Source organism: Arthrobacter sp. 4R501 (genome assembly GCF_002929755.1).
Classification (GTDB): Bacteria; Actinomycetota; Actinomycetes; order Actinomycetales; family Micrococcaceae; genus Arthrobacter.
In genome coordinates this window covers 1-24,800 of sequence record NZ_PJIW01000027.1, presented here as the reverse complement: position 1 = coordinate 24,800, position 24,800 = coordinate 1, and the positions used below count along the sequence as shown (strand labels likewise).

20 protein-coding genes are annotated in these 24,800 nt (G+C 61.6%); 13 read left to right on the top strand and 7 right to left on the bottom strand.

Annotated features, from left to right (window positions below; translation table 11 throughout):
• Positions 1-41 precede the first annotated feature (41 nt).
• The 6 genes from pruA to CXR02_RS20230 all read right to left on the bottom strand — a co-directional run bounded on the left by pruA (position 42) and on the right by CXR02_RS20230 (position 6,712).
• Positions 42-1,688: an L-glutamate gamma-semialdehyde dehydrogenase gene (pruA, locus tag CXR02_RS20255; RefSeq protein WP_104063626.1), complete on the bottom strand. Its 1,647-nt coding sequence runs from the start codon at positions 1,686-1,688 to the stop codon at positions 42-44.
• Between the two features lie 52 nt (positions 1,689-1,740).
• Positions 1,741-2,415, bottom strand: a complete 675-nt coding sequence (locus CXR02_RS20250) for a GntR family transcriptional regulator (protein WP_219816463.1) — start codon at positions 2,413-2,415, stop codon at positions 1,741-1,743.
• 72 nt (positions 2,416-2,487) lie between these two features.
• Positions 2,488-3,399, bottom strand: coding sequence for a proline dehydrogenase family protein (locus tag CXR02_RS20245; RefSeq protein ID WP_104063624.1), 912 nt, complete (start codon positions 3,397-3,399; stop codon positions 2,488-2,490).
• A gap of 204 nt (positions 3,400-3,603) precedes the next feature.
• Positions 3,604-4,203, bottom strand: a complete 600-nt coding sequence (locus CXR02_RS20240) for a HutD family protein (RefSeq protein WP_104063623.1) — start codon at positions 4,201-4,203, stop codon at positions 3,604-3,606.
• 95 nt (positions 4,204-4,298) lie between these two features.
• Positions 4,299-5,552 carry an allantoate amidohydrolase gene (locus tag CXR02_RS20235; protein WP_104063622.1) on the bottom strand — a complete coding sequence of 418 codons (1,254 nt, stop codon included), beginning with the start codon at positions 5,550-5,552 and terminating at the stop codon, positions 4,299-4,301.
• Positions 5,552-6,712: an FAD-dependent oxidoreductase gene (locus CXR02_RS20230; protein WP_104063621.1), complete on the bottom strand. Its 1,161-nt coding sequence runs from the start codon at positions 6,710-6,712 to the stop codon at positions 5,552-5,554. The genes CXR02_RS20235 and CXR02_RS20230 overlap by 1 nt, the downstream gene beginning before the upstream one ends.
• Before the next feature lie 128 nt (positions 6,713-6,840).
• Between CXR02_RS20230 and CXR02_RS20225 the strand changes: the two genes are divergently transcribed.
• The 3 genes from CXR02_RS20225 to CXR02_RS20215 all read left to right on the top strand — a co-directional run bounded on the left by CXR02_RS20225 (position 6,841) and on the right by CXR02_RS20215 (position 10,603).
• Positions 6,841-7,719, top strand: a complete 879-nt coding sequence (locus CXR02_RS20225) for a LysR substrate-binding domain-containing protein (protein WP_104063620.1) — start codon at positions 6,841-6,843, stop codon at positions 7,717-7,719.
• Between the two features lie 626 nt (positions 7,720-8,345).
• Positions 8,346-9,323 carry an Ldh family oxidoreductase gene (locus tag CXR02_RS20220; RefSeq protein ID WP_104063619.1) on the top strand — a complete coding sequence of 326 codons (978 nt, stop codon included), beginning with the start codon at positions 8,346-8,348 and terminating at the stop codon, positions 9,321-9,323.
• A 128-nt stretch (positions 9,324-9,451) separates the two neighbouring features.
• Positions 9,452-10,603, top strand: coding sequence for a proline racemase family protein (locus CXR02_RS20215; protein ID WP_104063618.1), 1,152 nt, complete (start codon positions 9,452-9,454; stop codon positions 10,601-10,603).
• Positions 10,604-11,031: 428 nt separating this feature from the next.
• Here the strand turns inward: CXR02_RS20215 and CXR02_RS20210 are convergent, their stop codons facing one another.
• Entirely contained in the window at positions 11,032-11,919 is an 888-nt protein-coding gene (locus tag CXR02_RS20210) for a proline dehydrogenase family protein (protein WP_181037310.1), read from the bottom strand.
• Positions 11,920-12,819: 900 nt separating this feature from the next.
• Here CXR02_RS20210 and CXR02_RS20205 point away from each other — a divergent pair.
• The 10 genes from CXR02_RS20205 to CXR02_RS20155 form a co-directional block, all read left to right on the top strand.
• Entirely contained in the window at positions 12,820-13,764 is a 945-nt protein-coding gene (locus CXR02_RS20205; RefSeq protein WP_181037309.1) for a transporter substrate-binding domain-containing protein, read from the top strand.
• A 42-nt stretch (positions 13,765-13,806) separates the two neighbouring features.
• Complete coding sequence (locus tag CXR02_RS20200; protein ID WP_104063615.1) at positions 13,807-14,823, top strand: amino acid ABC transporter permease; 1,017 nt, start codon at positions 13,807-13,809, stop codon at positions 14,821-14,823.
• A gap of 2 nt (positions 14,824-14,825) precedes the next feature.
• On the top strand, positions 14,826-15,650 hold the full coding sequence (locus tag CXR02_RS20195; RefSeq protein WP_104063614.1) for an amino acid ABC transporter ATP-binding protein: 825 nt from the start codon (positions 14,826-14,828) through the stop codon (positions 15,648-15,650).
• Positions 15,651-15,786: 136 nt separating this feature from the next.
• On the top strand, positions 15,787-16,563 hold the full coding sequence (locus tag CXR02_RS20190) for a FadR/GntR family transcriptional regulator (RefSeq protein WP_146072574.1): 777 nt from the start codon (positions 15,787-15,789) through the stop codon (positions 16,561-16,563).
• Between the two features lies 1 nt (position 16,564).
• Positions 16,565-17,293, top strand: a complete 729-nt coding sequence (locus CXR02_RS20185; protein ID WP_104063612.1) for a cache domain-containing protein — start codon at positions 16,565-16,567, stop codon at positions 17,291-17,293.
• A 342-nt stretch (positions 17,294-17,635) separates the two neighbouring features.
• Positions 17,636-19,021 carry an NAD(P)/FAD-dependent oxidoreductase gene (locus tag CXR02_RS20180; protein ID WP_104063611.1) on the top strand — a complete coding sequence of 462 codons (1,386 nt, stop codon included), beginning with the start codon at positions 17,636-17,638 and terminating at the stop codon, positions 19,019-19,021.
• A gap of 46 nt (positions 19,022-19,067) precedes the next feature.
• A complete protein-coding gene (dapA, locus tag CXR02_RS20175) occupies positions 19,068-19,961 on the top strand; it encodes a 4-hydroxy-tetrahydrodipicolinate synthase (protein WP_104063610.1) in 894 nt (297 codons plus the stop codon).
• Between the two features lie 97 nt (positions 19,962-20,058).
• A complete protein-coding gene (locus tag CXR02_RS20170; protein ID WP_104063609.1) occupies positions 20,059-21,552 on the top strand; it encodes an aldehyde dehydrogenase family protein in 1,494 nt (497 codons plus the stop codon).
• 493 nt (positions 21,553-22,045) lie between these two features.
• Entirely contained in the window at positions 22,046-23,383 is a 1,338-nt protein-coding gene (locus tag CXR02_RS20160; RefSeq protein WP_104063648.1) for an MFS transporter, read from the top strand.
• A gap of 313 nt (positions 23,384-23,696) precedes the next feature.
• On the top strand, positions 23,697-24,800 hold a 1,104-nt coding region (locus tag CXR02_RS20155; RefSeq protein WP_258061148.1), incomplete at its 3' end, for a transposase.

The window sequence follows — 24,800 nt, the reverse complement described above, 5'->3', positions numbered from 1 at the left end:
GACCGGTCACGGAAGGCCCTGGTTAGTGGGGCCTTGTTTTGTTACTGGGCGAGGTACGGCTGCCGCCATTCGTTGGATGGTGAGAAGTTCTCGTGGATGAACCGGCCGCTGAGCCAGCGCTGCAGGGCCAGGCGGGAACCGGCCTTGTCGTTGGTGCCGGAGCCGCGGCCGCCGCCGAAGGCGACCTGGCCCATGAGGGCGCCGGTGGGCTTGTCGTTGATGTAGGTCATGCCGGCAGCATTGCGGAGCTTGTCCAGTGCAAACGAGACGGCGCGGCGGTCGTTGGCAAAGATGGACAGGGTCAGGGCATAGTTGCTGGTCTGGTCCACCAGGTCCAGCACCGACTCCCACTCGCTGTCCTCGTAGACGTAGACCGTCAGGAGGGGACCGAAGAACTCTTCGCTCATGGTGAAGGCGTGGGGATCGGTGGTTTCGAAGATCGTAGGCTCAACGAACCAGCCCTCTTCAGGGTGGACGTTGCCGCCGGCCAGGAGGGTGTGGCTCGGGAGGGCCTTGGCCTTCTCGAGGGCAGCCTCGATCTTGCGCAGCGAGGTCTCGTCGATGACTGCTCCGAGGAACGTCTCGTGCTCGGCGACGTCGCCCACGCGGAGTGACTTGACGGTTTCGACGAGTTCGTCTTTGATCTGGTTCCAGATGCTGCGCGGGATGTAGGTGCGTGATGCCGCGGAGCACTTCTGGCCCGAGTATTCGAAGCCGCTCCGGATCAGGGCAGCGCGCAGGGCATCGGCGTCGGCGCTCGGATGCGCCACCACAGCGTTCTTTCCGCCCGTTTCGCCTACCAGGCGGGGGAAGGAGCGATACTGGGCGATGTTGTCTCCGGCCTTCTTCCAGAGGCTGCGGAACACGTCCGTGGAACCGGTGAAGCTCAGGCCGGCAAAGTCCGGGTGGCTCATCGCCTGGTCGGAGATAGCGCGGCCCGAACCGTGTACGAGGTTGATGACACCTGGCGGCAGGCCTGCTTCCTCGAACATCCGCATGAGGACGTCATTGCTGAGTGCAGCCTTTTCGGAGGGCTTCCAGACCACGGTGTTTCCCATGAGTGCGGCGGTGGTGGGGAGGTTGCTGGCGATGGCGGTGAAGTTGAACGGCGTGATGGCCAGGACGAACCCTTCCAGTCCGCGCTGGTCCAGGGAGTTCCCTTCGCCCTGCAGGGACTCGGGCTGATCGGCGAAGATCTGCTGGGCGAGGTGGGCGTTGTAGCGGAAAAAGTCGGCCACCTCGCTGGCGGCGTCAATCTCTGCCTGGTGGAAGGTCTTGGACTGCCCGAGCATGGTCGTGGCTACCAGCTCGTCACGGTACTTCCCGGCGGCAAGGTCGCCGGCACGCAGGAAGATCGCGGCGCGTTCCCACCAGGGCGTGCGGGACCAGTCATGCTGTGCAGCGAGGGCTGCGTCGATTGCAGACTGGATTACCGACTCGTCGGCAGTGGGGATGCGGCCCAATACCTGGGAGTGGCGGTGGGGAGCTGTGACGTTGCGCAGCTCCCCGGTCATGGAGCGTACTCCGTTGATGACGTGGGGCAGGTCGCGGACCGTGGCTGAGACCTCGGCGATTGTCTTCTTGACCGCGGCCGCCTCCGGTGAGCCGGGCCGGAATTCCCGAGACGGCTCATTGTGGGGGACGGGGACCTTGAAGTTGCCAGTAACGCTGACTGATTGGGGGGACATTATCTGGTTATCTCCTCTTGGATGTTCCCGGGACGGAAGACCCCGGGTGTGTTTAGTGGGTTTCGAGACGGAGCTCCAGCCGGCGCAACGCGCTGGCAAGAGAGTCCGCGGTAATGGTTGTAGCTGCGGCGGTATCGCCGTTGAGCAGTGCCTGGACCAGGGCCGGTTGCGGTGTCCAGAGCGAGTTGTCGTTCTTAGCCAGGGCTTCTGTGGCGCCCATGACCTTGTAGGGCCGGCATTGGAGCCACAGCTGTTCAATAGTGCTGACAAGAACGGGGTTGCCGGAAGCCCGGTACAGGGTTTTCAGCACGTCCTCGTCCAGGTCCAGGGCCTCAATGATGCGGCCTTCCGCAACGGCTTTCTGCATCTTCCCGCAGGCGGCCTCCATGAGGCGCATGTCCTGGCGGCTGATTTGGGGAGCGCCCTGGGTTGCTGCCTCTACTTCGAGGATGGTCCTGACGTCGTAGATATGAATCAGCTCGGCAGCGGTGAACGTCCGGACCACCGCACCTTTGTGGGGGATGCGTGTTGCCAGTCCCGCCTCTTCGAGCCGGCGGATCGCCTCCCGAACAGGCATGACGCTTGTACCCACCATCGCCGCCAGCCCGCGGACCCGAAGGGGCGACCCGGACTCCAGGGAGCCGGTCAGGATGGCGTTTTCCAGTACCTCGTACACCTGGTCAGCCACCAAAGTGGGGGTGACTGGACTGGCCATGTGAAGGCTCATGGAGTTCTCCGTTCCTAACTGCACTGCGCTGCCCGTGATATTTGATCACATTCCAGCGTACCGCATAGCCTTTCAGCCTCCGATGAGGGAGCGAAGGAAGAGCAGGAGGTTGGCGGGCTTTTCGGCCATCCGGCGCATCAGGTAGGGGTACCACTGTGTGCCGTAGGGAAGGTAAACGCGAACACGGTATCCCTCCCGGACCAGTTCATCCTGCAGTTTCCTTCGGACGCCGTAGAGCATCTGGAATTCAAAGGAGCGCTTGTCCAGTCCCAGCTTGGCTGCGGTTTCCTTGACGACGTCGATGCAGGTGTCGTCGTGTGTGCCGAACGCCGGGTCAGGCAGGTGCTGGAGCGCCCACCGGGAAAGATATTTGTACTGCTCGGTCACCTCGTCAGCATCGCACAGGGCGGCGGATGATGACTCGTCGAAGGCGCCCTTGACGAGCCGGATCCTGGGCTTGATGTCGACGAAAGACAGCAGGTCCTCGGGGGTCTGGCGCATGTTTGCCTGGATTGCCAGCCGGGTGTTTGGGTGATCGGGGAGGATGCTCTTGTAGATGGCCAGGGTTTCCCGGCCCACAGAGCTGTGCTCCATATCCACCTCCACGGTTGCCCCATGGGTAGCGGCGGCGTCCAGCAGGGCCTTCAGGTTGTTGGCACACTCCTGGGGGTCAATCATGATCCCCAGCTGGGAGAGCTTCACCGAGACGGTCGAGCCGGGCGCCTGGTCCTGGATGTTCTCGATCGCACCCCGGTATTCACTGGTTGCAGCTTTTGACTGCGCCAGCTGGCTGACCGACTCACCCAGGAGGTCAAGGCTGACATCAATACCGGCCTTGTTGAGGGCTTTGGTGGCAGTCCAGGCTTCGTCCAGCCCGCGGCCGGCGACATACCGGTCCACAATGGGCCGGGTCAGCCGGTTGCGCGTGGCAATGGCTTCAAGTTTCTTGTTCTCCGCGACATGCAGAAGAAGTCTGTTCGGCATAGGTGCTCTTCCTGGTAGTCACCGCGGAAGACCCGCGGTTCCCGGCTGCCGGCCATTTCCCTGGATGCGGGGGCTCGCGCAGTTTCTGTGGCCCAACTCTCTTCCGAGTGTTGTGTAGACCACATTATCTTGTGATCACAAATCACACAAGAGCCGCTTGTTTTGAGTAGGGGGCGGGAGTAAATCAGGCGATAGCTGCGTGCCCTAGAAAGGCGGCGTGGAAACGCTCACCACGGCCATGAGGCAGCTCTCGGTGTGGATTTCCTCAGGGCTTGTGCCCAAAAGGATTGTCGTCAGGGCCGCCACTTTTTCGCCATTCAGTGTGGCCGTACCAGTGAGGACGGTTGCGGCTACGATCCCGACCCCAGGGTTCAGCAGTACCCTGCCATGCCGAACGGCAGTAATGACGTTTCCGTGGCACATGCCGCGTCGGGTCATGAGGTTTAGGCCCAACTGGGGCTCGTCGGACGCAACCTTGACCGTCACAGCAGTTTCACCTGCGAACGCAATCTTTTGCCCCTGCTGCAATGTCCGCTCCTCTCTCCCCACGGTCATCACCACCGGACCCGGGCTTGCAAGAGTGAAGACCCTGTCGATCCCAGGGAGCAAGGAGAAGTCTGCAGGCCGGGTTAGTTCGGCCAGACTGAGCCGCCATTGGTACTCGGTGGACCCGGCATTGACGAAGAACCCTTTGCCGCGGTCAAAACCGACACCAATCTCCTTCGTGTATCCAGTGCCATTAGCCCAAGCGCTCTTCGCTAGGAGCGACAGGGGGACGAGCCTTGCATTTAGTGGACTTGTCATGGCTTCCTGATGAGGGAGTAGAGAGGGAAAGAGGGCCTTAGGGCATGCAGAAGCCACCCGCGCCGAAGGAATCGTCGCGGGCGCCTGTCCGATCGTTAGGCCATCAGTTTGTGGAGGGCATCTGCCAGGGTTTGTGCCCCGGTTTCGGCGTCCTCGTCGACGACGTGTTCTTCGGGGGAGTGGGACACGCCGCTCGGGTTCCGGACGAAGACCATGGCCGTCGGGACGTAGGGTGCCAGTACGCCGGCGTCGTGGCCGGCCCCGGTGTCCAGGACAGGGGCATCGGGCAGGGCGAGCTGGAGTTCCTTCTGCAGTCCGGGATCAAAATGCACGGTGCTGCTCAGCGACTCTTCCCGGAGCTCGACGCGGCAGCCTTCCTCGGCCGCGATGACTTGTGCCTCTTCGTGGATGGTCTCCACGAGTGCGGCTGTCACGGCGTCGTCAGGGTGCCGGACGTCCAGCCAGAATTCAACGCGCGAGGCGATGACGTTTGTCCCTCCTGGCACTGGCTGGAGCCGTCCCACCGTGGCCCGGGCGTGGGTCTGGTTCCGGGCAATGTCGCGCACGGCCACCACCATCCTGGAGGCTGACACCATGGGGTCATGCCGGTCAGCCATCAGTGTTGTTCCGGCGTGATTTCCTTGGCCGTGGACGCTCAGGCGCCACCGGCCGTGTCCAATGATGGACGAGGCGATCGCGATGGGCTGGTCCAGGTCGATCAGGCCGCGGCCCTGTTCAACGTGCAGCTCTACAAACGCGCCAATCTGGCCCAGCAGTTTCTCGTCCTTACCCACGAAGCGGGGATCGAGGCCGTTTACGCGGGCGATGTCAGCAAAAGTCGAGCCGTCGGGATCGCGGAGGTTCCGGGCTTTGTCGGGATCAATGGCGCCAGTCATTAACCGGGAGCCCAGGCACGCGACGCCGAAGCGGGATCCTTCCTCTTCCGGGAACACGACAACTGCCAGCGGGCGTGTCGGGGAGGCCATCTGTGCCTTGAGGATGTCTACTGCCACCAATGCTGAGGCCACGCCGAGGGGACCGTCGAAGGCGCCGCCGCCGGGCACCGAGTCGAGGTGGCTTCCGGTGACCAGGCTGTTGTTCCGGTCACCGCCGGGCACGTCCCACCAGGCCCAGATGGCGCCGTTGCGGTCGGTTTCCACGGCCAGGCCGCGCTTGGCTGCCTGTTCAATGAACCAGGTGCGCAGGTCCAGCTCCGCTGTGGAGTACACCGGCCGGGTGTAGCCGCCACGGAGAGCGTCGGTGCCGGTGCCGGCGATCTCGGACAGCAAGCCGGTGACGGTGGCCGGCAGAGTTTTGGGCAGGGGAGTGGCCTCGGTGTCGGGGGTCATCAGTGGGCCGCCACTGTTGTCTGTCCGGCCTGGGCTGCGAGGCGGAACTGTTCCGGAACGGGTCCTGCGCCGGTGGCCAGGTCCGCGGCCAGTTGGCCGATCAGGGGGGCGAACTTGGCGCCGTGTCCGGAGCAGGGGGAGAGGATGGTGATCCCGTCGGCGCGGTCGAGGATGAAGTCCTCGGTGGGGGTGTTGGTGAACAGGCAGGTGGTTTCGGCATACGGTTCCGGAACGAGCCCGGGCAGGTACTGTTCCACGTATTCGATGACCCGACGGCGGTTCCCTGGATCGATCTGTCCGTCCTGTTCCGCGGCGGAGGGCAGGATCTTTCCGCCGTTGTATTCGGCGACCTTCTGCCCCTGGAAGCCTGCGTCCCGGCCCCCGGGCAGGCCGTAGGCCTGCCAGCCGGCGCGCTTGTGGATGAATGTCGGCCACGGCGAAGTGACGTGGTCTGTCCCCTCGGCATAGGGGAAGTGGTACGCCTGTTCCTGGCGCACTTCGATCGGTGGCATGGAGGACAGGAACGTGGTCGGCAGGGACAGTGAGCCCAGCAGTTGGGGGAGCCATCCGCCGGCCGCAACGATAACGTTCGCGGCCCGCAAGGAGCGGCCGTCCGCAGATGTGAGCACATAGCCGCCGTTCGACGCGGTAATCGAGGTGACGGCCCAGTTGTTATGGAGCTGCGCACCATGCCTCGTTGCCTGGTCCACCATGGATGCGACGGATTCGTGGGCGTCGATGACGCCGGCGTCCGGGTGCCAGAGCACCTGGGTGTCAAAGGCAATCTGGGGCCAACGGCGGTGGGCCTCTTCGGGGCTGAGGAGCTCGTGGTCGATGCCGCGCGCGGCGAGCACCGAGGCCAGGCGTTCCGGCTCACGGATCGCACCGTAGTCGACGGCGCCAGTGAGGGTGATGAGCTGCTTGCCGCTCAGGCGCGCCAGCTCGTCCCATCCGGCCTTCGCTTCCTGGACGAGGCCGGTGTAGAACTCCTCCGGGTAGGCGTAGCGGAAGATCCGGGCCGAGCCATGGGAACTGCCGGCATCGTTCGCGGGTGTTGAACGCTCGAGCAGGGAAACGTCGTGGCCGCGGGCGGCGAGATGCCAAGCGGTGGCGGCTCCAGACAGCCCAGCGCCGACGACGGCGTATTCGGTCGATTCCATGGGTGGCTCCTTGGCTACGGGATGGGCAACAGGGGGATGCCCTCTACATATCCAGTAACTCATCCATAAAGGCCGCACGTCCAATATCATTTGACTAGTAATTATTGGCGTCTATCGAAAGAATCGTGATGGAACTCCGTCAGCTTCGGTACTTCCTTGTCGTCGCCGACGAGTTGCACTTCGGCCGCGCAGCGGAGCGCCTGCATATTACCCAGCCGCCGCTGACCGTCGCTGTCAGAAGGCTGGAGCGTGAGCTGGGTGTCCAGCTGTTCGACCGCACCACCCGCCGCGTGGCGTTGACTGCGGCGGGTGAGGCGTTCAAGGACCGGGTCCAGGCTGCTGTGGCGGACCTCGACGACGCCGCAGGGGATGTTGCCGACGTCGCCGCGGGTAAGAGTGGCAAGATCAGGGTTGGCTTCGTTAGTTCGGCGAGCTACACCGCAGTACCCGAAGCAATCCGGGCATTCCGCCAGCACCGCCCACGCATAAACCTCGTGCTGAACCCCCTCACCAGTGGGGAGCAGATTGAGCAGCTGCTGGACGGGAGCCTGGATCTTGGCCTGATCCGGGATCCGGGCGACGTTCCCGGGCTCAACCTTGAGCTGCTCAGCACCGAAGACCTGGTGGTGGTCCTGCCCGACTCGCATCGTTTGGCGGCCGCGGAAGAAGTCCGTCCCCAGGACCTCGAGGGCGAACCCATGATCCTCTTTCCCTACCGCCTGATGCCCGGCTTCGTGGCCCGGGTCCTCCGGCTCTTCGATCCGCTCCCCACCCCACCAGTGGTGATACAGCAGGCCATTCACCAGGAAACCGTCCTCGGACTCGTCGCCGCAGGATTGGGGATTTCCGTCCTCCCGGAGTCCGTGCAACGATTCCAAATGCCTGGAGTCACTACCCGTCGCTTGACCGGCAGGCCGCAGACGGAACTCCACATAGCCCGACCCTTCGGCCAATCGCCTGCAGTAGACGAATTCATCCACTGCCTTAAAGGTGAGGTGTCCGAATAACCGCCTGTGCCACAACTGGGTGCTCCAAGACATCCCTGAGCTCGTGAACGGGACGGTTCGGGACGTAGCCAGCTGGACAGTACCAGTTTGCTACGTCCCTCATGGGGTCAGATCCTCGGCTTCAGATAGCCCTGTTGAATGCCATGATTTTGTCCCCTGATTCGCAAAGCCGTTGCTATGTCTTCGACCACCACTCGAGCCCTGTCGCAAAACTTGCCATCGACCTCGCTGACGCGGGCTGGTGAGCCCGCAGCGATGACCACCGAGGCCGGGCGCAACAGAGAAGAGTCAAAGAGCGGCTCGTTGCGGATGTAGCGCACATGAGCAAACGGGGCTGCGGCCGGTGCACTTGCTGCCTCGGCTGGATCGAGGCGACGTACGTCGGCAACTGTGGACGGCAGATGGCGAATCCGCTCAGGGCTCCGCTCTGCTTCAAACTGTTTCGCAAGAGCTCAAGTAATCTACCGCAAACCATTGACCAGTTTGTGATCACATATTACGTTTGTCACACAGAGGGACGATTTGCCGTCGCGGCCCACCTCCCTGCCCACGTTTGCCCTTAGCTTCACTTCTAGTTATGGTCCCACGCGCCATCGTCTGTGCCCCCTTGAGAGGACTGTCCCCAAATGACCAATATCCGCAGCGAGGAACTGACCGAAATCTGCCGGCGCGCACTGGAGCGCGCCGGTGCCGACAGCTCGGCCGCAGAAATCCTGGCGAAAGCCACCGTGGAGGCCGAACTTGTCGGCAATCGCGCCGTAGGCGTTGCGCACCTCTTTGACTATCTGGACGGTTACCGCTCCGGACGCATCGCGACCAACGTCCAACCTCGGATACATCGCTCCGCACCAGCGGTTATTGACGTGGACGCCTCTAACGGGCTGGCCCAGACAGCCTTCGAAGCCGCCCTCGCGGACCTGCTTGAGGCCGCACGCGAGGCGGGAATCGCCGCATTGTGGATTCGGCGCTCCTACACCTGCGGGGAACTCGGATATTACGCCCGCCGCCTTGCCCAGGAGGGCTTTATTGCAATGGCATCTGCCAATAGCCCTGCGCTGATGTCGATAGGCGGCTCCCCCCAGCCGGTCCTGGGAACTAATCCCCTGGCCTACGGTATTCCCCGTCCTGGCAAAATGCCTTTCGTAATTGACCAAGCATCCTCATCGACCGCGTACGTCAACATAAAGCGCGCCGCCGAAAAGGACGAGCCTATTCCTGCTGGATGGGCGCTGGCTCGCAACGGCGAACCAACGCAGAACGCCAGCGAGGCTCTTCAGGGGACGTTGCTGCCCTTCGGCGGACACCGCGGGGGCAACGTGGCCCTACTGATGGAAGTCCTCGCTACGCTTTCAGGTGCGACTTTTTCCATCGATGCCGCGCCCTTCGACCATGGCGCCGTTTCGCCAGGTATCGGAGTCTTCTTGTTGGCTATCGATCCTGCACGATTCACAGGGTCTGTGGATCGTATCGGGAAGCAACTCGAGTACCTTCGGGACGAACACCAGGTTCGCCTCCCTGCACTCGAACTCACTGCCCTGCCCGATCATGTTGAAGTCGACGACAACGCCCTCCTGCGGCTGCGGAAAGCTGCCGAAGCGGCCTGATACATGCAGGCGGCCGCCACAGACTTACGACTGAGTCGAACAAGCTGCAAGCACGCCTACTGATCAACATTGGATGAGCGGTAATAGCTACTTGGCGTCAGCCAGTACGGCAAATGAAGGTGGCCTGAATGTCCTATAAACGAATGATCCAGTCTGTGGAGACCCACTCCGGTGAGCCGATGCGCGTTATTACCGGCGGGGTCCCACACATCCCCGGTGACACCGTATATGAGCAGATGAAATGGCTTGAGCAGAATGACGATCAGCTCAGGAAGATGATGTTGCGTGAACCGCGGGGATACGCGCCGTTATGCTGCAACCTGGTTGTCCCTCCGAAACATCCAGAGGCCGCAGCGGGTTTCATCATTATGGAACAGGTGGAATATCCCGTGATGAGTGGAGGAAACACCATCGCGGTGGCCACCGTCCTGCTCGAGACCGGCATGATCCCCATGCAGGAGCCACTCACGGAGTTCAAACTCGAGTCCCCCGCGGGACTCATAGGAATTAAGGCCGAGTGCCGCGACGGCCGGGTTCACAACGTGACACTGGAGAACGTGCCCGCCTTCGCTGTTCATCTTGATGCCGTCATTGACGTCCCTGAGCTGGGTAAAGTGACGGTTGACGTTGCCTGGGGCGGCATGTTCTACGTCATCGCCGACGTGGAGCAGTTCGAGTCGCTTGAACTTGTACCGGAGCGGGGACGGGACATCACTCGCATCTCTGCATTGATTCTGCGGGCGGCCCAGGATCAGCTGCCAGTTGAGCATCCGGACTATCCGGGAATTGGGATCACCATCGCGCAGCTTTCCGGACGCACTGATAATCCAAATGCCGACAGGAAGAATGCCGTCACCGTCTCAAGCGGTCCGGTTGATTTTGACAATCCCGCCACATGGACCGGCGGCGTGGATCGGTGCCCCTGTGGTACAGGTACGTGTGCAAAAATGGCGACCCTATATGCCAGGGGTGAGCTGGGGCTGAACCAGCCTTTCCGCCATGAAGGAATCCTGGAGACTGTTTACACCGGAGAGCTGGTCGAAGAAGTTCGTATCGGCGACCGCGTAGCTGTCGTCCCGACAATTAGCGGCCGAGCATGGATCACAGGTTTCAGCACGCATGTCCTCGAATACGATGATCCCTTTCCCAATGGCTTTACTATTGGCGACATCTGGGCTCCGCAGGCCCAGGAGCAAGGCCTGGGCCAGACACCGGCCGGGAGTTTACCGTCATTTGCTGATGCTGTACCGGCCGGGAAGGTAGCAGAAACTGCGCGCTGAGTTCGACGGTGCCGGTAAGCACCCCCGCTAACTAGAGGGATTGCCCACACGATGACCCCGGGACGCTGGTGTCCCGTGGCCATCGGTCACTGAATTTTAGGCGCAGGACACTAGATTGGTTGTGCCTTGAATGGTGCGCCACGGATGCGAGCACCGGTCAGGCTCTGTCGAGAGAAGGGCGTTCCGCGGTCCGTACGCGCACTTACCAGAAATTGTTCAGTGATGGATGTTGCTGCTGTAAGGTCGTCTGCTCGCCCGATTGCAGGAGGGCCGGGGACCACAGCGACGGATCGTAGCCGTGGCATGGCTTGAGCTGGATCGGGTTAGCACAGCCGTTACAGAGCGCCGAGGGGGTTTTCCTCATCGCCCAGTAAGAGTTCGATCCGAGGGTGGTGGACCGTTCTCAGTGTTGCCTCAGGCCTGATTGTCTATCCGCCGATGAGGGAGCGCAGGAAGAGTAGGAGGTTAGCCGGCTTCTCGGCCATGCGCCGCATGAGGTACGGGTACCACTGAGTGCCGTAGGGAAGGTACACGCGAACGCGGTATCCGTCCCGGACAAGTTCGTCCTGCAGCTTGCGCCTTACCCCATAAAGCATCTGGAACTCAAAGGACTTCCTGTCCAGCCCGAGCTCCCTGGCTGCTTCCTTGACTACCTCGATGCATTCGTCATCGTGTGTCCCGAAAGCGGGGTCCGGAAGGTGGCGGAGAGCCCACCGCGACAGGTATTTGTACTGCTCAGTGACCTCATCTGCGCTGCGAAGAGCGTCGTCCAAGGTTTCGTCAAAAGCCCCTTTAACGAGGCGGATGCGCGGCTTGATATCTGTGAATGAAAGCAGGTCCTCGGGGGTTCGACGCATGTTGGCCTGAATCGCGAGGCGCGTTTTGGGGTAGTCCGAAAGAATCCCTTTGAAAATCTCCAACGTGGCTCGCCCTACGGAGCTGTGTTCCATGTCGACTTCAACCTGGACGCCCTGCGCGTCAGCCATCTGCAGCAGGCTCTTCAAGTTATTCGCACACTGCTGGAGGTCGATTCCGATGCCCAGTTGCGAGAGTTTCACTGAGACGGTGGAGCCAGGGGCCCTCGTATTGATTTCTTCTATGGCACCGAGATACTCCTGGGTTGCTGCCTTGGATTGGGCTAAGTCGAATACCGACTCTCCAAGCAGGTCCAGGCTGACATCGATGCCGGCTGCATTCAGCTTCTCGGTGACGCGCCAGGCGTCCAGCAAGCCGTTTCCGGCCACGTACCTCTCAACGATGGGCCGGGTAAGGCGATTTTTGGTGGCTATCGCCTCAAGTTTCTTGTTTTCTGCCACATGAAGCAGTAGCCGATTCGGCATAGTAATGATTCCTTTACTGGTTCCCCTTCTGGGGCCCTACGGGTCGAAGCAGATTTGAACGTGATCTGCCTCTCATTAGCTCTTGATACATACAAGATAGCTTGTGATCACAAATCACACAATGCCTCTGGTCAATCCCAAGGGGCGGCAGCGCGAAACTTGCCACGCGCGGGTTGGGTGGGGGAGTGCGAGCGTCGCTTCGAACAGAGGTTTCAGATGAGCGGAAGGGGCCCTCGGCATTTCCGGCCACCGAACCCGTTGCAGCCCACTGTCGTTTCTCGTCCAAGGCTGATCTGGAACCCTATCTTGGGGAGCGTCGAGTCCTCGCTCGCAAGACGATTTACAAGACCGTTACAACAAAGCGTTGTTTTATTTGTGATCACAGATTACATTGGATGTGATCACAGCCACATAGCCGTCCTGAGGTCGGGCAGGGTGGCGCGCCTTGGTTTCTGGACCGACCGTTATCATCAGCAGATTTTCCCTCAACGGTAAAGGAGAATCTCGTGCCGTTCAACGCCAACCAGGCAGCACGGCCGACTCGAATTCCAACCGAGTTGGGACCGGGTGTTCTCAGCAACCAGTCGCTTCTTCCGGATCCGGGAGAGCTGAGCTGGCCTGAAATTAAACATACAAAATTAAAGTATTGATTCAATAGCGATAGTGTGATGTACTTCATAAACGCTGCGCAGAAGACTCGCCGGGTCCGCCACTCAGCTGATCCTTGGAAATCCCAGTCGCCAAGTAGCGAAACGTGGGTCTGGCGCAACGGAGGGCACCACGAGCTCTCCGAACTCAGCAATAAACAAGCCGCACAGCCAGGTTCCCGCCCTCATGGCGGATATAGATCAACACCACATAACTCAGGAGAGACCCATGAAACTTCGTCCATTTTCCCGCCTGACGCGGGGCACTTTCACGGCCATGGTGGTGGCCACCACGCTGATCGGGGCGTCCGGGTGCGGGTCGTCCCCGGCGAGTCCGCCAGCTGGTGGGAGCACTCCCGGTGCTGGTTCCACGCCCAGCGTGGATTCCGAGCTTGCCGGGATGGTGCCGGATTCCGTGCGGGATAAGGGAACTTTGACGATCGCTGCTGGTGTCTACGCGCCAGCGGTCATGGAACCGGTGGGAGGAGGGGAAGTGTCCGGCTGGGATATCGAGCTCACCCGTAAGGCGGCCGCGCTGCTCGGGCTGAATGTTGAGTTCAAGATCATTCCGTTCGACGGCGTTATTCCGGGACTGCAGGCTGGCCGTTTTGACGGGGCCACGGGTGAGATCAATGTGACCGAGGAACGAACCAAGGTGGTCACCTTCGTGACCAACTATGTCTCCAGGGATGCGTTCATCGTCAAGGCCGACTCAGCCAAGGAGAGCTTTGAGACGCCGGCGGACGTTTGCGGGTTGAAGATCGGCGCTGCTCTGGGGTCCAACCAGGCAGCCACGGCCCAGTCCATGGCTGATGAGTGCAAGGCCTCGGGCGGGGCCCCGACAAGTGTGGAGACCTTCCAGACGCAGTCCCAGGTGAACCTGGCGCTGAGCCAGGGCCGTCTCGATGCGTCCCTGGCCAGCGCCAGCCAGGCAGCCTACACCGTCGATCAGACCAAGGGGCAGTTCAAGCTGGCCAAGCTCGGGTTCGGCCCCGAGATCAAGTCCGGCCTGGCCCTGGCCAACAACTCTGACACCCCCCAGCTCGCCAAGGCCTTCCAGGCTGCCACGGACAAGCTGATCGAGGACGGAGAGATGGCCAAGGTCCTGGATGAGCTCAACGGTGGTCTCGGAGCCGTGGACAAATCCGAAATCATCCCTGCCCCGGCCAGCTGATTCCTCCGCCGCGTCGTACAGAATCGAAAGGTAACAGTTGCCATGGAAATCGCTAAAGCAACATCTCACCGGCAGCACACGCCAGCTACGGGCGGCGGCGCCTCCGCTACACAAAGCCTGGATCAGCAGACGCTGGCCAGGGAGACTGTTCCGTTGCGGCATCACGGCCGGACGGTAGCAGCAGTCTTCCTGTTGCTGGTGGTGGCGAACCTGGCCCACTCGATGGTGACCAACGAAAACTTCCAATGGGCGACCGTGTGGCACTACCTGTTCCACCCGGAAATCATGGCCGGACTAGGGCGCACCCTGATTCTGACCGTCGTCGGCATGACCTTCGCGATCCTGCTGGGAATACTCCTGGCAGCCTGCCGTCTCTCCGAGAACAAGGTTCTTCAAGCAGTTGCCGGCGCCTACCTCTGGTTTTTTCGGGGAACGCCACTGCTGATCCAGCTCATCGTCCTGTATAATCTCTCCGCGCTTTACCCTCGGCTCGGCATTGGTGTCCCCTTCGGTGGACCGGAGTTATTGGGAGGCCCAACCAACTCCGTACTCACCCTGTGGACCGTGGCCCTGGTGGGCCTGGCCCTGCATGAATCGGCCTACATGGCCGAGATCGTGCGCGGAGGTTTGCTCTCGGTACCCAAACACCAGACCGAAGCGGCCGCAGCGCTGGGCATGAACAACGTAATGTCTTTCCGCCGCATCATCCTGCCCCAGGCCCTGCGTGTAATCGTGCCGCCAACAGGCAACCAGGTCATCGGCATGCTGAAATACAGCTCGCTCGTCAGCGTCATCGCGCTGCCTGACCTGCTCTACTCCGCCCAAATGATCTACACCCAAACCTTCGAGACCATCCCGCTTCTCATCGTGGTCTCGTTCTGGTATCTGCTGTGCACGAGCATCCTCACCATCTTCCAGCAGCGTATTGAGCGTTACTACGGACGCGGCGTTGCAGGCCATGCGAGCACCACCGCACGGCGAGGCGGACTCAAAGGTCTAAGGGCACCGCGTAAGCGCGTGCGGACCACACTGACATCAACCACGGCCGAGGAGGGCTAGTCATGACCACCATTTCCCCCAAGGAACCGATCAGGGATAGGTCCGAGCCCATTGTCAAAATTGTCCAACTGCGTAAGAGCTTCGGCGATGTGGAAGTGCTCAAGTCCGTGGACCTGGACGTCTACCCTGGCCAGGTCGTCGTCATCCTCGGCCGATCCGGTTCCGGCAAGTCCACGATGCTCCGATGCATCAACCACCTCGAAAAACCAACCAGCGGCGCAGTCATGGTCAACGGCGAGGTCGTCGGGTACCGGGTTAAGGGCGAAAAGCTTCACGAATTACGGCCCAACGAAATTGCACGCCAACGGGCAGCGACAGGCATGGTGTTCCAATCCTTCAACCTGTTTCCGCACCTGACCGTCCTTGAAAATCTGCTTGAGGCACCGCGCAAGGTCCTGGGCAGGCCTGAGAGCGAGGTCCGCAAGGAGGCCATGGACCTGCTAACCAGCGTGGGACTGGCAGAAAAGGCCGGCTTCTATCCGAGCACCCTGTCCGGAGGGCAACAGCAGCGAGTCGCCATCGCACGAGCCCTGGTCATGAAGCCATCGGTGATGCTGTTTGATGAGCCAACTTCCGCACTCGACCCTGAACTAGTAGGCGAGGTCCTCGAAGTGATGAAGCAGCTTGCGCGCAGCGGTATGACCATGATCGTAGTGACCCACGAGATCGGATTCGCCCGATCAGTTGCTGACGAGGTCGTCTTCATGGCGGATGGGCGGGTAGCAGAGCAAGGGCCACCATCGCAGGTTATCGACAACCCCCAGGCGGAGGCGACCAAGACCTTTCTTCGCAGCCTCAACGAACGCCGTGACACTCCTGCTGCCTGACCGATGACACGTGGCGATGTGCACTACAAGACCACGAATGCCATTAGGCTCCGTCTATACGCAATGTGCAAAGATTGAAGGTAATAGCAATCCCCTGACCTAGTGGGGGTAGGGCCGAGGGCAGGAGGACGTGGAGATGGAGAGTACGGCAATCTCCACGTCCGCCCTTGACTTGTTACTGCTCCTGCGGGGGAGTGAGCCTGAGGGCTTAGGCCGAGCCGACCAGGTTTCCTATCAAATCGAGACCGCAATCCTCATGGGCATCCTCGCCGAAGGGGATCGGCTTCCAACCGAGTCCGTCCTTGCCGCCGAGATCGGCATTTCCCCGATCACCCTGCGCCAGTCCCTCGCGGCACTTCGTACGAAGGGCCTTATCGAGACGAGCCGCGGACGCAGCGGCGGAAGTGTGATCCGTCGCCAGATCGAATTGACGGACACTCAGCTTCAGCACAAGCTCCGCGAAACCAGTACGGAGGCGCTAAGGGATCTTGGTGACTTGGGAGCGGCCATAGCCTCGATGTCGGCCCGCCTGGCTGCCGGCCGTGCCGATCAACAGAACGTCGAGCACCTTGAAGACCTGATGCGGCGGCATCGGGACAGTGTGGACGAACGGGCCCGACGACGGATGGATAGCCGCTTCCACGTGGCAGTCAGCATCGCTGCCCAATCGAGCCGCCTGACCTCGGCAGCACTCCAACTCGAAGCGGAGTTGATGACTCTTTGGTGGAGCCTTCCGGGTCAAAATGGAAATGCCACCACTTCTGTTGAGCAGCACGAGGCCATCGTCGATTGCATTCGAGCCGGCGACGCCAATGCTGCGGCATCGGCTGCTGAGTTCCACAGCAGGAGTGAAACTGAATATCTGATAGAACAGCATCTGCGATTGTCGATGCAGTCCGACGAAGGTGCATGACGTGGAACCCGTAAAAGAATCCCTTCACCGGACGGCAGCAGTCATCTCGTCCACCATTGGCGGGGTCTTCGAAGACCTGGAGAAGATCGCCGGTGCGGTTTCTGCAGCGGCAGCCAGTGCCTCAGGTGTTCCACGGCGTAGTGCATTCCACTTTTTGAAGAAGGAATTCGCAAATCTCATTAACCAGCACTCGGGCGTGATTACCGGAGCTGGGATCGCATATGCTCCTGGAAGCCTGCCCGAAGCGCGGTATTGGCTCGAATGGTGGCGGGTGCAGCACTCGGATTCCTCCCGAGAAGCGCGCTTTGTCACGCACGACCTGAACCCGGACTCGTTGAATTACTATGACTACGCGAGCCGGGAATGGTTCACCATTCCCTCCGCCAGTGGCAAGCCGGTAGCGGTGGGGCCCTACGTAGACTTTGGCGGTATTAACGTCAACATCATCACCCTGTGCGTCCCCGCTCCGACCCCTCAGGGAACGCATGTACTTGGCGGAGACCTTACTCTGGCGAAGCTCGAGGGCGCCTTCCTTCATGCGCTCCAGTTGCACAACCCTTCCGTGGTTCTGCTCGGCCCGAACGGCAGGGTCATCGCATCCAATGACGCGCGCATAGCTTCAGGTACCCTGCTTCGCGACGAGGACCTCCACCGTGTACAGGACTCGGTCGACGTCTCTCCAGACAATCCGACGCGCTTGCCCTGGAGGCTGATCAGCCTGGGAAAGTAGCGCCTTCCCACTCCGCTTCCATCACGGCGACTAACGCATCGCTGCCATGCCCTGGATACAGGGATCTCTTGTTGTCCTCAACATCCTTCGTACTGCCTACTGGCCGAAACGCTATTGCATTAATCATACAATGATGTAGGCTTTATTGTGATCGGGGGCACAAACCTCCTTTTGAATAAGCTTCAAACTGCGGAGTTCCAAGCCCGGAGGATCACATTCAGTCCACGTTATGTCCAACCCGAACATGATCCTGGACCACCCTCACTCGTCGTTATCAATGGACGCACCCCGCCCAGAGCAGCCCGAGCAGCTCTAGGCCCTTCAGATGGAAAGTGCACACTCATGAAAGATGTAGTCATTGTTGGCGCCGGACTCGCCGGTCTTTCGGCAGGATGGCGCCTGCGTCACTGGGACACGCTCCTGCTGGAAGCGGACGCGCGCGTAGGCGGCCGTATCCGTTCCGAGCGCCGGGGCAACTACTGGCTGAACTGGGGCGGACACGTCTTCGCGGGCGCAGGATCCTCCACGGATTCCTTGCTCAGTGAAGTTGGTGTGACTGCCGTCCAGATCCCCGGGTCCCTCCAGGCCCTGTCGATGAACGGCAAGTTCATCAAGGAGGGACACATCGCCACATATCCGTTCCGCATCCCCATGTCGTTGACATCGCGCATCGACACCCTGCGGGCCGGCATGAAGGTTGTAAGCGGCGTCGCAAAGTACACCGGCGTTGTCAGGAAGCGTGCAGGGGAATCCGGGGCCATGCGCCAGCAGCGGATCTATGACTTTCAGAACGACGTCTCCTTTCAGGACTTCATCGGAGACCTGTCCGAGGACGCAGCAGCCCTGTTCAAGACCACAGTCACACGCTCAGCCGGTGACATGGACGAAATTTCGGCGGGGGCCGGCATCGGGTACTTCAGCCTGGTCCTGGGCATCGGCCAGGGCCTCAGTCAGGGCATTGTTGGCGGCCCCTCCACCCTGACCGAATCAGTCGCCGCCGCACTCGGTGACCGGATCCAGCTCGGAGCGGTTGTGCGAGAGGTCGTGCACAAGAAGGAATCCGTCCTCGTCCGGTACAGCCAGGGCGGCGTCGACCAGGAAGTCGAGGCCCGTACCGTCGTCCTCGCGACCACTGCTGATGTCTCACACAGAATCGGCGTGGACCTGCCCGAAGAGCTGCGTGGGGCACTGAGCCAGATTAAGTACGGCCCGCACGTCAGCACCGCCTTTCTGACCAACGAGACCTCCGCCCGGCCCTGGGATGACATCTACGCCATTGCCGCACCGAAGCGCTCGTTCGCGATCGCTCTGAATCAGGCCAGCATCGTCCGCGGTACCGAGTCGGTACGGAAGCCTGGCGGCAGTTTCATGACCTTCTCACCTGCCGGCCTGGGCCGCGCGCTGCTGGAGAAGACCGATGAGGAAGTCATCCAGACCCACCTTCGCGATCTCGACCAGGTTCTCGGTCACGGGTTCGCCGACAGCGTCGTCGAGGCCCAGACGGACCGGTGGAAGGTCGCCTCGCCTTATTCCTTCCCGGGCCGGGCCAAGCTCCAGTCGACGCTGATGCGCGGCACTGACCGCGTCTTCCTCGCCGGCGACTTCCTCGGAACCCTCTACACCGAAAGCTCCATCACCACCGGATTCTCGGCAGCCCAGGAAGCAGCCAGCCTGCTGGCCACGCAGCGCCAGGCAAAGCCCGACTCCGGGCTCTCCATCGTGGCCTGACACCCGGCTTGCCCCAACCACCATTTCTGAAGAAGAGGAACATCCATTGTCTAAAGATCTCCGCGGCGTTCTCACCGCACTGTCCACCCCTTTCAACCAGGACGAAACCATCGACGTCAAAACCCTGAAGCGCGTCGTTGACCGCTCCATCGACGCCGGCGTCGACGGCGTCGTCGCAGCCGGCTCCACTGGCGAAGTGGGTGCCTTGTCCTCCGAGGAGCGCCTGCTCCTCATCAAGACAGTCATCGAGCACACCAACGGCCGGGTCCCGGTCATCGCCAACACCGGCGCCACTTCCACAGCCGAAGCCATCCGCCTGTCAAAGGCAGCCGAGGAACTGGGCGCGGATGTGCTGATGCTCATCACCCCCTACTACGAGCCGCTCTCCCTCGAGGAAACGGTCACGTATATCAAGGACGTCGCCCGGTCCGTCAACATTCCGGTCATGCTCTACAACATCCCGTCCGTCACCGGTGTCAACCTTGACCCCGCAACGGTCCGTTCCTTGGCTGAGGAAGTGGAGAACATCCGCTACATCAAGGACTCCAGCGCGAACTGGGAACAGGCGCTGCAGCTGATCCATCACCACAGCGACGTCATCGGCACCTTCATCGGGTGGGACGCCTACCTGTACAGCGCCCTTGCCGAAGGCGCAGCAGGGGTTATGGCCGGCACCGCCAACGTCGTGCCGGACGAGATCGTTGCCGTCAGCCGCCGCATTGCCGAAGGCGACCTCACCGGTGCCCGCGACCTGTGGAATGACGTGTACCCGGTCATCGACGCACTCCTCTCCGTCCCGTTCATCCCCTCCGTCAAAGCAGGGCTCACACTGCAGGGCCTTCCCGCCGGCTCACCCCGACGCCCCACGGCCGACCTCAACGCCGAGGACCTGGCACGGGTGCAGCAAGCCCTGGCCGCTCTTCCCCAGAGGGTCGGATAAGCGGCGAGCGACATCACTTCGCGGAGTTAGCCGCTGCCGTCAAGTAGCCCTCGGGGCACACAGCCATCGCCAAATGACAGCACTGAAGGAAATGATTATGACCACGACAGAAACAGCATCGTTCACCGTCCGCCGGGCAGGGAATGCGCCAGCTCCTTCCCTTCCTCCCTTCGGCCAGTTCATTGGCGGGGCGTTCATCCCATCCAGTTCGGCTTCAACCGTCGATGTGGAGAACCCGGCCACTGGCGAAGTCTTGACCCAGGTCCCCGCCGGGACGGTCGAGGACGTCGACGCCGCCGTCGCTGCTGCCGTCACAGCCAAAGCGGGCTGGGCAGCGAAAACGCCGAAGGACCGCGCCGCAGTCCTTCTTCGCATCGCAGACATCATCGAAGCCAATCGCGAAGTCCTCGAGACCCTCGAAGCTGCCAACACCGGTAAACCGGCAGCCGTTGCCGAAGACGACATTTCAAGTGCGATCGACACGTTCAGGTTTTCAGCAGGCGCAGCACGAGCGTTCACCACACCGGGAGCCGGCGACTACGCAGAGAACCACACCTCGGTGATCCTCCGCGAGCCCGTGGGTGTTGTCGGCGTGATCACCCCTTGGAACTATCCTCTGCTGATGGCCGCATGGAAGATCGCCCCGATCCTGGCCGCCGGCAACACCATGGTCCTCAAGCCCTCCGAGCAGACACCGCTGGCCACTCTCAAGCTGGCCGAACTCATCGCCTCCGAGGTTCCTTCCGGTGTCCTGAACATCGTCACCGGGCCCGGGCGGGTGGTGGGGAACCGCATTTCAGAGCACCCGGATGTCGACCTCGTCGCCATCACCGGAAGCGTGGGCAGCGGCCAAAAGGTGGCTGCCAGCGCCGCCTCCACGGTCAAGCGAGTCCACCTGGAACTCGGTGGCAAAGCCCCCGTCGTCGTCTTCGACGACGCCGACCTGGAAGCCGCCGCCAAGGGTGTCCGCGCGGGCGGGTTCTGGAACGGCGGTCAGGAATGCGGTGCCGCGACCCGTGTTCTGGTCCATGAATCCGTTGCCGACAAGTTCACCGAACTGCTGGTACGGGAGGTACGCGAGATTACCATCGGCGCACCCGGCGCCGAAGGGGACGCCGAAATCGGTTCCATGATCTCAGGCGCACACTACAAGAGGGTCCTGGCCGCACTCGAGGACATCCGCAAGGACGGCCTCACGATCGCTGTCGGCGGCAACGCCATCGAAGGTCCGGGCTACTTCATTGAACCCACTGTCGTGACCAACGTCCCTGCAGGCGCCGCAGTCACAAGCACAGAGATCTTCGGTCCGGTCGTGTCGGTGGAAACCTTCAGCACAGAGGAAGAGGCCATTACACGAGCCAACGAAACCGTCTACGGGCTTGCCGCCTCGGTGTGGACCACAAACGCTGCCCGCTCCCTCTCCGTACCCCGCCGGCTTGATTTCGGCACGGTCTGGGTCAACTCCCACCTTGTCATCGCCAACGAAATGCCATGGGGCGGATTCAAGGGCTCCGGCTACGGCCGGGACCTCTCCACCTACGCCCTGGAAGACTTCTCCCGCACCAAACACGTCATGTACAACCACGGCTGACCACAGCCGTATCGATGGGTACCAGTGGTCTTGCACCCGCAAGACCTTCCGGCTGCAAGACCACTCATGAAAGGACCACGAGTTATGCACTTGAGGCATATCGCCGACTGGACGCAACTACCAGGTGCCTGTGTAGAAGTACGGCAGCAAGGAGCCCACGTCTGTACCGGAGTCGTCGATGCTGTCACCAACGACGGGAAGATCCTTTGGATCCAGTCCCCGGCACAGAACCGAAGGCTTTTCGAGAAAGATGATTCCTACGAAGCCTGGGCAACAGAAGAGCGCACGGGCTTTCACTACGAAATCACGGCCGGCACAAATACCCACGAGACGCATACCGAATTGAGCGCACCGGCGTAAGCCGGCCGTTCAGCTCGAACCGCAATTTCCCACCCTACTGACCCGAAGGTCACATCATGCGTAAGCGCCAACTCCCCATTGCAGTGAACAAGGTGGAATTCATGTCATGCACCCCACACATCAGGAGCACGCAGTGTCAGCGATAAAAAACACCAATGCCGGCCAGGGGGGTGCCTCAGCGGCCAGCAAGCGGCGCTTCCTGATTAGAATGGTCACCGTTCTGATCGGCGGCATGGTCCTGGACGGCTACGTCCTTGGCATCATCGGACCTGTCTCGGGGACCATGGCCGAGGACCTGCAGCTCACCGCTTTCTGGCAGGGGCTGATCGCCGCCGCTGCTCTGGTCGGAATCTTGATCGGCTCACCTCTGGGCGGCTGGGCCGCCGATAAGTGGGGGCGCAAGCCAATTTTCATGTTCGACATCGGCCTGTTCGCTATCGCGTCGGGAATGCAGTTTTTCGTCGACTCGCCGGCATGGCTGATTGTGGTGCGGCTGTTGATGGGCATCGCGATCGGCACAGAGTACGCGGTCGGTTGGCCCCTGATGGCTGAGTTCTCACCCACCCATCTGCGTGGGCGGCTAATGGCCGCAATGGGAATCGCCTGGTACGCCGGCTTCATGATTGCGTTCCTGATCGGCCATCTGCTCAACGAGTACACCGACCTGAGCTGGCACTTCATCCTGGGTACGAGCACCTTCCTCGCGGTGGCCATATTCCTCGCCCGGCTCGGCATGCCGGAGTCGCCGCGGTGGCTGTGGAGCGTGGGCCGCAAAGACGAGGCCCGAACCCTCGCCAACAAGTACATGCCCGAGGACGCGCTCGACGACCTCCAGCACGAGGACGTTCGCAAGGGCAGCTTCGGGATGCTGTTCTCCAAAAAGTACTGGCGCTCCACGCTCTTCATCTCAGGGTTCTGGTTCTGCGCCGTGACACCATACTTCGCGATCGCCACCTTCGCTGACAGCGTGCTAAATGAGTACGGCCTCGCCGGCGGGCTCGCCGGGGGAGTCGGGCTCTCCGCTGTCGCGCTGGCCGGAGTCGTCGTCACGTTCTTGCTGATCGAGAAGGTAGGCCGACGCCTACTGACCGTCCCGACCCAGTGGCTGTGCGCCGTCGTCCTCGCGGTCATCGGCCTGTGGGCCGGCGCGCCTGCGCCCGTCGTCCTCATCCTCTTCCTGGTCTTCTCGTTTTTCAACGCGGGATACAACACGCTGACCAACGTCTACCCAGGCGAGGTTCTCCCGACAGAGATCAGAGGCATCGGAACAGGTTTCGCGGCCGCTGTCAGCCGTGTCGGAGCCGGCATCGGCATCTTCCTCCTCCCGATGTCGATGGAGACCCTCGGTGCCGGTCCCACTATGCTGATCGCGGCCGGAGTCGCCCTCGCCGGTGCCGCGCTATCCCAATGGCTCGCTCCGGAGACGAAGGGCAAGACCTTGACGGAGGCAGCAGCAGGATACGCCCACTAAGAACCGAGCCAGCATCGGGAAGAATCGGCGCTCGTGACCCTGCCTAAACGAACGTCCACGTGCTGGAGATCGTCCAACGGGGCCACTAGCCGCCCGTGTGAAAGTCGCTTCGCAAGCGCTAGTAACCGAGCATATTGAATGAACCCTGCCTCAACCGCTATGCCCGTCACTTACTCCGATCAACGAAATAGACACAAATTCGGCTCTCCTGACTCTTCCGTGGGTGTTTGAGCGCGCCTTAACGAACGCACACCGCTCTCCACTTAGGTTTCTGACTGTCTAAGGAACAGAAACTTTTGGAACGGAAAACGGCGTGCGAAATGCAAGACTATGGCGATCTCTGCTCGGTGTCGAGAAAATGGTCGTGGAGGCCATCGATTTCGACGAGGATTCCGGTGTCCTGCTCGCCTCGGTCCGGCCCACAGGATCGATGCGGAACCGTTGCGGCATCTGCCGGCGGCGCTGCCCGAAATACGATCAAGGCGAAGGACGCCGCCGTTGGCGTGCTCTGGATGCCGGCACGATCGGAGTCCTGTTGGAAGCCGACGCCCCGAGAGTGAGCTGCCGGGAACACGGAGTGACAGTGGCCGCGGTTCCCTGGGCCAGGCACCAGGCAGGACACATCTACCATTTCGACGCCCAGGTAGCCTGGCTGGCCACCCAGACATCGAAGACCGCAATCACCGAACTGATGCGCATCGCGTGGCGGACCGTGGGGGCGATCATCACCCGGGTCTGGAACGACACTGCCGCCACGTTCGATCCCTTCGCGGACCTGAAACGGATCGGTATTGACGAGATCTCCTACAAGCGCGGACACAAGTATTTGACCGTCGTGGTGGACCATGACTCGGGCAGGCTGGTGTGGGCTGCCGTGGGCCGGGACAACGCCACCCTGGGCACGATCTTCGACGCCCTCGGAGAAGAGCGGTGCGCCGGGATCACGCATGTTTCCGCCGACGGGGCCGACTGGATCGCCGCCGTCGTGGCGCAGCGCTGCCCGGCAGCGGTCAGGTGCGCCGACCCGTTCCATGTCGTGAAATGGGCCACCGAAGCCCTCGACGAGGTCCGGCGCGCCGCGTGGAACGAGGCCCGGAAGGCAGCCCGGGCCAACGAGGCCAAACGGGGCCGCGGCCGGCCAGCCAAGGATGCCCCGGCCCGCCCCGACAGCGCCCGGGCAACCGGGATGAAGAACTCCCGCTACGCGCTGTGGAAGAACCCGGAGAACCTGACCGAGAAGCAACAAACCAAGCTCGTCGATCTATGCGGATGTCCGCATAGATTGATCTATGCCGAGCCCGCAACTATGCCGAGGAAACCGGTGCTGCCTTTGAACGCGAGCTGGAGGCGTTTGGTTTTTCGAAGAGGTGAACTTCGGCGTATCGGCATAGTTTCTCGGGGAGGAGCCTGTTCATGG